The organism is Streptomyces sp. NPDC002884 (assembly GCF_040295245.1).
Classification (GTDB): domain Bacteria; phylum Actinomycetota; class Actinomycetes; order Streptomycetales; family Streptomycetaceae; genus Streptomyces.
Window position 1 is genome coordinate 35,568 of the sequence record NZ_JBEOVB010000048.1, and the last position, 6,431, is coordinate 41,998.

Below are 6,431 nucleotides of genomic sequence, written 5' to 3' on the forward strand. Positions count from 1 at the left end.
CCCGGCCCGCCCCTGTGCGTCCTCGGTGAACCCTCGGCGAGTTCCGGTGACCGGGAGTCGTAGGCTGACGGCGTGCCGATACCCAGCAAAGTGATCGCGGTCCGTGACGGCGGGGGGCGCGAGCGCTCAGGGCACCCGGATCTCACGGAAAACCCGGATCTCCCGGAACACCCGGAACTTTGCCTGGAAGTGCCCTCATGAGCCGACGCATCGTCATAGTCACCGCCGTGCACGCCCCTTCGGCCCGGTATCTGCCCGAGGCCTACGAGTCGTTGTGCGCACAGGAGTTGCCCGCGGGCTGGGACTGGCACTGGGTGATCCAGGAGGACGGCACGACGGACGAGGTCGCGCACCACGTGCCCGACGACACCCGGGTGACCTTCCGTCAGGGACGCCCGGGCGGACCCGGAGTCGCCCGCACGATCGCGCTCGCGCACGCCGAGGGCGAGTACGTGAAGGTCCTGGACGCCGACGACCGGCTCGCGCCCGGCACGCTCGCCCGCGATCTGGCCGCCCTCGAACGCGATCCGGGTCTCGGCTGGGCGACCTCCAGCGCCCTCGACCTCATGCCGGACGGCTCCACGGTCGGCTTCCCCGGCGATCCCGCCGAGGGGCCGATCGAGCGGGGGGCCGTACTCGACCACTGGAAGGCGAACGACTTCCGCGCGCCGGTGCACCCGGCGAGTCTCTTCGTACGGCGGGACCTGTTGACCGCGCTCGGCGGCTGGATGGCCCTGCCGGCGTCCGAGGACACCGGCGTCCTGCTGGCGCTCAACTCGGTGAGCCGCGGCTGGTTCTCGGCGCGGACCGGACTGCTCTACCGGAAGTGGGACGGCCAGGTGACGGGCCAGTCCGCGCATACCGACCCCGCCGAACGGGAGGCGCGCATGGCGGTGGTGGAGGCGCGGACCCGGGCGCTGGAGTCCTTCCACTGGAGCTACCCGCCCCGGCGGCCCCCGGGAGACTGACGGCCCCTGACGGCCCGCGACGGACGGCGGGCGGCGGTACGGGCGGCGGGCTACGGGCGGCGACGGGCGGGCTCGGCCGTCATACGACGTCGCGTCCGCCCACCCGCGCGCCCGCCCGCCCGCCGGATCACTCGACCGGTCCGCCGGCCAGGGCCATCCAGTGGGCGACCCTGCGCAGCGTGGCCTCGTCCACCCGGTCGACCAGGGTCCGGACGGCCGTCACGTCGTCCGGCCCGAGATCGTAGAGGCCGGCCTTGCCGAGGCTCGCCATGAGGACCTGGTGCCGACGGTCCTCCATGCGTTCCGCGAGTTTGGCGTGGCCGGGCGGCGCTGCGCCGTCACCCGCCCGCGAGGACGCGGTCTCCGGCGAGGGCGCGACCTCCGGCGCGGAGGCGGTCTCCTGCGCGGACGCAGCCTGGGACGGGTCGTAGCGCTGCCACTCACCGTCCTTCGGCCCCCACAGGGCGACGGCGAACTCGTCGCCCCGGGCTCGTTTGACCTGCGTCATCTCGCCGATCGCGTACAGCACGGGCGTGCGGTCGGGCGATTCGGCGCCCGGTCGCCAGGACCCCGAGGCCGGGTCGTGGAACATCGCCACCCAGCGGGGTGCGCCCGGCGGCTGCGGGCTCCGGGGCGCACGGGTCGGACGGTCCGGTTCGGTCTCCATGGCGCTCGCCCCTTCCGTATCTGCATCTGCGCAGGCATGGGCTTCGGCATCGGCATCGGCCCGGGTTCGGCTCGTCAGGGCGACCATAACTGACGGGTCGTCAGCTCACCAGACGGCCGGAGCGGTTGCCCGGTGAGGCGGGGCGGATCGCCCGGCGGCCGCCGCGGTCAGCGCGCGCGTCAGCTCCAGGAAGGGCCAAGGGGACGGCGACCGGTCTAGATGCCGCCGGCGCTCTCGCGGGTGAGCGCCACTTCCCGGTCCTCGTTGCAGCGCGGGAGGACGGCGACGTCCGCCGCCGGGTGCCTCTGGTGGGCCTGGAGAGCGGCGCTGACCAGCGTCATGAGCAGGTCGATGTCCGTCTCGCACTCCAGATGGACGGTCACCCAGGGCGAGCCGGGCAGCAGCCGGATCGCGGTGGAGTGCCTCAGGTCCCTCTCGAACCGGTGGATCGCCTTGCCGGTGAGATGCAGGTCGACACTCCGGTCGGAGTGGAAGTGCGCGATCTCGACCCCGCCCGAGCGCAACGCCCGACCGGTGCCGCAGCTGGGCCGGACCTCCGCGAGGTCGGGCCAGGTCGCCAGTCGTGTCAAGGCACGCGAGGCCGCCGTCATGGCCCCCATCATGAGGCGCTCACCGCCCGGCCACCAGAGGTTGAGGGAGCCTTAACCGGGCTGTATCGCGGAGAGTTCCGCTCCCTCAGTTGTTCCACGACTCGTCGTAGGGGTCCCGGGGGGTCGAGGCCGGTCGGGCGGCGGTGACGCTGATGAAGGGGATCGGGCCGTTGTTGACCGGGTCGTGGGTGGTGCGCGGGGTGTAGGTGCCGGTGACGGTCAGCCAGGTGTCGGGCTGGAGGACCGGGGGGATGGCGCCGGTCAGACCGACCTTGACCGGCTGGGCGTCGGCGGCGCAGCAGTTGAGGGCCATGCGGACCAGGTAGGGCGTGCCGTCGTGGTCCAGGGCGACGAAGCCGGTCAGGCGGACCTCGCGGCCGGTGAGGGTGTGGCCGTGGTCGTATACGGCTCGGCCCGCGTAGTCCACGACGCTCAGGGGGAGCGGGTCCGTGGCGGGGAGGGACGGGTAGGCCAGGGGCTCCTGGAGGGCCGTGCCCGTGCGGGTCGCGCTGTACGAGCCGAGGGCGGGCGGGGCGACCAGGATCAGTGCCAGGAGGGGGAGGATCAGGAGCCAGGAGACCCGGGGTTCGGGATGGACGTGGGCGTGTTCGGGACGGGCTTCGGCGGCGGCGTGGGCGGGCGCTTCGGCGGGGGCTTCGGCGGGGGTGTCCGCGTCCGCTCGGTGCTGCTTCGGCCGGTGTTCCGCCTTCGTCCTGCGGTGCTCGTACCACGCCGTCGCCAGCGCCGTGACGATCAGGATCGCGCCGGACGCCAGCAGCAGCGGGCGCAGGCCCGCCTTGACGTAGCGGAGGTAGAGGTCGGTGGTGCCGGCGTGCAGCAGGGCCGCGCCGAGGAGGAAGAGGACGGCCGCCTGGGACTGTCGGTTCACAGCAGGACCCATCCCGTCAGGACCGCCGACGCGATGGCCAGCACGAAGGTCGCCGGGGCGAAGCGCAGCGCGAAGCCCCGGCCGAAGGTGCCCGCCTGCATCGCGAACAGCTTGAGGTCGATCATCGGGCCGACCACCAGGAAGGCGAGCCGGGCCGTGAGGGAGAACTGGGTCAGGGACGCGGCGACGAACGCGTCCGCCTCCGAGCAGATGGAGAGGACCACCGCGAGGACGGCCAGTGTCAGCACGGCGACCGCCGGGTTCTCCGCGGCCGTGCGCAGCCAGCTCTCCGGGGCGACGGACTTCAGGGTCGCCGCCGCCATCGCGCCCAGGACCAGGAAGCCGCCCGCGTGCATCACGTCGTGCCGGACCGAGTCCCAGAACGCGGCCCCCTTCGTCTCCCCCTCGTGCGGGGCGTGGGCCGGCAGCCGCAGCCAGTCCGTGCGACCCAGCCGCTGCCACAGCCAGCCCATCACACAGGCCACGAGCAGACTGGCGACGAACCGGGCCAGCACCATCTCGGGGTTGCGGGGGAAGGCCACGGCCGTCGCCGTCAGCACGATCGGGTTGATCGCCGGGGCCGAGAGCAGGAAGGCGAGAGCCGCGGCGGGGGTCACACCCCGGCGGACCAGGGCGCCGGCCACCGGGACCGACGCGCACTCGCAGCCCGGCAGCAGCGCGCCCGCGACCCCGGCGACCGGGACGGCGAGCCCGGGGCGGGACGGCAGGGCGCGGGCGAAGAAGGAGGGCGGCACGTAGACCGCGATCGCCGCCGACAGCAGCACCCCCAGCACCAGGAACGGCAGGGCCTGCACCACCACCGCCACGAACACCGTCGTCCAGCTCTGCATCACCGGGGCGGACAGCGCACGGCGGATGGGGCTCTGGAGCAGCACCATCAGGAGCAGCACCATGGTCAGGACCAGGGGCGAGGTGAGACGCCCGGGTCCGTCGGGCGTCTCGGGCGTCTCGGGCGGCACCTGCGGTCGGTCCCGGCGGGCGCCCTCCTCGTGCGGCGCCGCTCTGGTGATGGCCACGGGTCGCGCACCTCCGGCTTCCGTGTTCTCCCTGATGCCTGTTTCTCGCATTCCCTCCCCTTTCATACGGGAGTTCCGTACGGGGTGTTCACCCGTGTTCGCCTCGGCCGTGGAACCTCCCGCCCCGGTGAGGCAGTCTTCTCCCTCGTGGGGAGCGTTCCGAATCAGGGTCAGCCGCCGGGCACCGCCGGCGCGCACATGGTGGTGTGCGGTGACGACGGTCTGGCGCACCGGCTCGCGGCCGAGCTGCGGGGGGTGTACGAGGAGCAGGTCACGCTCGTCGTGCCGCCCGCCGAACGAACGGTACGGCCACCGGTCGTGGGGCGGGCCCGCGCCGTGTCCGCGGCGCTGCTCGACCGGGTGGTGAGCGCGGCCGTGAACCGGGCGGCGGGCAACGGCCCGCCCACCGCCCCGGCCGAACCCGTGAGCGGGCAGCGGACCTTGGAGGCCATGGAGGCCACCGAGGCCGTGCTCGCCGAGGCGGGTGTGGAACGGGCCGCCGCGCTGGCGCTCGTGTACGACGACGACGAGACCAACATCCGTGCCGCCCTCACCGCCCGGCGGCTCAACCCCAGGCTGCGGCTCGTCCTGCGGCTCTACAACCGGCGGTTGGGCCAGCACATCGAGGAACTCCTCGACCAGGCGGCCGCGTTGGCCGCCGAGAGCGCGGGCGCGACGGGGGACGCCTATGACGCCTCCCCCGGTGACGCCTCGACCACCGTGCTGTCCGACGCCGACACCGCCGCTCCCGCGCTCGCCGCGACCGCCGTCGTCGGCACCAGCAAGGTCGTCCAGACGGACGGGCTGCTGCTGCGCGCCGTGGAGCGGCCGCCGACCGGCCCCGGGGAGTCCGATCCGCCGGGCCTGCCCACGCTCGCGCTGCTGTCGGCCGACGGCAGCGACCCGGCCTTCGCGGACGGTTCCGAGGCCAGCGGTGAGCAGGGGCCGCTGCTGCTGCCCGACGCGGCGGCCGTGCGGGAGGCGGCCCTGTCCGGGAGGCGCGGGTCCGTCGTCCTGGAACAGGTCGCGTACTCGGCCGGGCCCGCGTTGCCGACCGGGCGGGGCGTCGGGGTCGTGGCGCCGTTCGCCTCGCTGTTCTCGCGGCGGCTGCGGTGGTCGCTGGCCGGGCTGGTCGGGTGCGTGTTCGCGCTGGCGGTGGCCCTGTGGCTGGTGACCGGTATCCATCCGCTGGGGGCGCTGTATCTGACGCTGCTGGATCTCTTCGCCATCAACGACCCGGCCGTCGGGGCCACCACCGAACGCCAGGTCCTTCAGCTCCTCTCCGGGCTGATGGGGTTGCTGCTGCTGCCGGTGCTGCTGGCGGCGGTGCTGGAGGCGCTCGGGACGTTCCGCGGGGCGGGGGCGTTGCGCCGGCCGCCCCGGGGTCTCGGCGGGCATGTCGTGCTGCTCGGGCTGGGGAAGATCGGCACGCGGGTGCTGACGCGGTTGCGCGAGCTGAACATCCCCGTGGTGTGCGTCGAGGCCGGGCCGGAGGCGCGGGGCCTCGCGGTGGCACGGCGGTTGCGGGTGCCGGTGGTGCTGGGGGACGTCACGCAGGAGGGGGTGCTGGAGGCCGCGAAGATCCACCGCGCGCACGCGCTGCTCGCGGTGACCAGCTCCGACACCACGAATCTGGAGGCCGCGTTGTACGCGCGGTCGCTGCGGCCCGATCTACGGGTCGTGCTGCGGCTGTACGACGACGACTTCGCGACCGCCGTGTACCGCACCCTGCGGGCCGCGCATCCGCAGGCGCTGACCCGGAGCCGGAGCGTGACGCATCTCGCGGCGCCGGCCTTCGCCGGGGCGATGATGGGGCGGCAGATCCTGGGGGCGATCCCGGTGGAGCGGCGGGTGCTGCTGTTCGCCGCGCTGCACGTCGGGGGGCATGCGCAGTTGGAGGGCAAGACGGTCGGGGAGGCGTTTCGGGCGGGGTACTGGCGGGTGCTGGCGCTGGACACGGGGCGGGAACGGCAGGGCGGGTCGGGGCTGGTGTGGGATCTGCCGGACACGTATGTCCTGCGGGGCTCGGACCGGGTGGTGCTGGCCGCCACCCGGCGGGGGCTGGCGGAGCTGCTGCGGCGCAGGCGGCGAGGGGGGTCGGGGGCGTAGGCCCCCGGGCAGGATGGGCGGGCGGGATGGGTGAGGGGTGGGGGGCGGGGTGTGGGGGGGCCGGACCCCGGCGCGGGGCGGGGCGGGGGGGGGGGGGGGTGCCGGTGGCGGGGTGGGGGGGGGGGTTGGGGGGGGGGGGGCGGGCGGGGC

At 74.4% G+C, this 6,431-nt stretch carries 6 protein-coding genes; 2 read left to right on the forward strand and 4 right to left on the reverse strand.

Features of this window, described 5'->3' with window-relative positions; all coding sequences use genetic code 11:
- The first annotated feature begins 197 nt into the window (after positions 1-197).
- Positions 198-968, forward strand: coding sequence for a glycosyltransferase family 2 protein (locus ABT070_RS42475; protein WP_351768337.1), 771 nt, complete (start codon positions 198-200; stop codon positions 966-968).
- 127 nt (positions 969-1,095) lie between these two features.
- Here ABT070_RS42475 and ABT070_RS42480 read toward each other — a convergent pair whose 3' ends face one another.
- From ABT070_RS42480 to ABT070_RS42495, 4 genes are all read right to left on the reverse strand, one after another.
- Positions 1,096-1,635, reverse strand: coding sequence for a hypothetical protein (locus ABT070_RS42480; RefSeq protein ID WP_351768338.1), 540 nt, complete (start codon positions 1,633-1,635; stop codon positions 1,096-1,098).
- 215 nt (positions 1,636-1,850) lie between these two features.
- Positions 1,851-2,246, reverse strand: a complete 396-nt coding sequence (locus ABT070_RS42485; protein WP_351768339.1) for a luciferase domain-containing protein — start codon at positions 2,244-2,246, stop codon at positions 1,851-1,853.
- Between the two features lie 85 nt (positions 2,247-2,331).
- A complete protein-coding gene (locus ABT070_RS42490) occupies positions 2,332-3,135 on the reverse strand; it encodes a TIGR03943 family putative permease subunit (RefSeq protein WP_351768340.1) in 804 nt (267 codons plus the stop codon).
- Positions 3,132-4,172: a permease gene (locus ABT070_RS42495; protein ID WP_351768341.1), complete on the reverse strand. Its 1,041-nt coding sequence runs from the start codon at positions 4,170-4,172 to the stop codon at positions 3,132-3,134. Before ABT070_RS42495 ends, ABT070_RS42490 begins: the two co-directional genes overlap by 4 nt.
- A 198-nt stretch (positions 4,173-4,370) precedes the next feature.
- Between ABT070_RS42495 and ABT070_RS42500 the strand changes: the two genes are divergently transcribed.
- Complete coding sequence (locus ABT070_RS42500) at positions 4,371-6,281, forward strand: NAD-binding protein (protein WP_351768343.1); 1,911 nt, start codon at positions 4,371-4,373, stop codon at positions 6,279-6,281.
- Positions 6,282-6,431: the final 150 nt, after the last annotated feature.

What these genes read in the sequence shown, in the direction of transcription:
- ABT070_RS42485 (WP_351768339.1), bottom strand. Translation starts at nt 2,246, where the DNA reads ATGACGGCGGCCTCGCGTGCCTTGACACGACTGGCGACCTGGCCCGAC.
- ABT070_RS42480 (WP_351768338.1), bottom strand. Translation starts at nt 1,635, where the DNA reads ATGGAGACCGAACCGGACCGTCCGACCCGTGCGCCCCGGAGCCCGCAG.
- ABT070_RS42475 (WP_351768337.1), top strand. Translation starts at nt 198, where the DNA reads ATGAGCCGACGCATCGTCATAGTCACCGCCGTGCACGCCCCTTCGGCC.
- ABT070_RS42500 (WP_351768343.1), top strand. Translation starts at nt 4,371, where the DNA reads ATGGTGGTGTGCGGTGACGACGGTCTGGCGCACCGGCTCGCGGCCGAG.